Below are 566 nucleotides of genomic sequence, written 5' to 3'. Positions count from 1 at the left end.
CAGGCAATTTATGCGAGGCCGTCTGAAGCAGTTCTGTACTGTCATAGCGTTTCCATGTTTCCACGTTTTGACCCAAATAAGCTGAAAACGCCTGCCTGCCGCCTTCCGTATCTATAGGGTGACATAAAGGCGCAAAGGCAGAAACCGCAGCATATCGGCCGGGATAGTTCAAAGCCAAATGCAGCGCGCCATGCCCGCCCATGCTGAAACCTGCAATGCTGCGCTCTTTCGTTACCGGAAAATGATGCTCGATCAAATCAGGTAATTCTTGGCTGATATAGCTTTCCATTTGGTAATGCTGCGCCCAAGGCGCTTCAGTTGCATTGACATAAAATCCGGCACCTTGTCCAAGATAATGTTCCTCACTGTCGGCAACATGCTGACCGCGTGGCGAGGTATCCGGGAAAACCACAATAATATTCCATTGCGCCGCAAAACGCTGGATGCCGCTTTGCCGAACCAATTCAGAACCATCGCTATTTAAGCCGGAAAGGAAATATAAAACAGGCGCGGGATAACCTTTTAAGACTTGTGGAGGTAGATAGACATCAAATACCATATCCGTC

The 566-nt window shown here is 48.8% G+C and carries 1 protein-coding gene; it reads right to left on the bottom strand.

What is annotated here, in order from left to right:
• Positions 1–566 (bottom strand): alpha/beta hydrolase-fold protein (locus ACTHS3_RS16620; RefSeq protein WP_440368589.1); only part of this gene is annotated, 566 nt, incomplete at both ends.

The organism is Neisseria sp. P0009.S007 (genome assembly GCF_051962515.1).
Note: the sequence above shows the minus strand (reverse complement) of the source record. Positions and strands in the feature narration are given on the sequence as shown.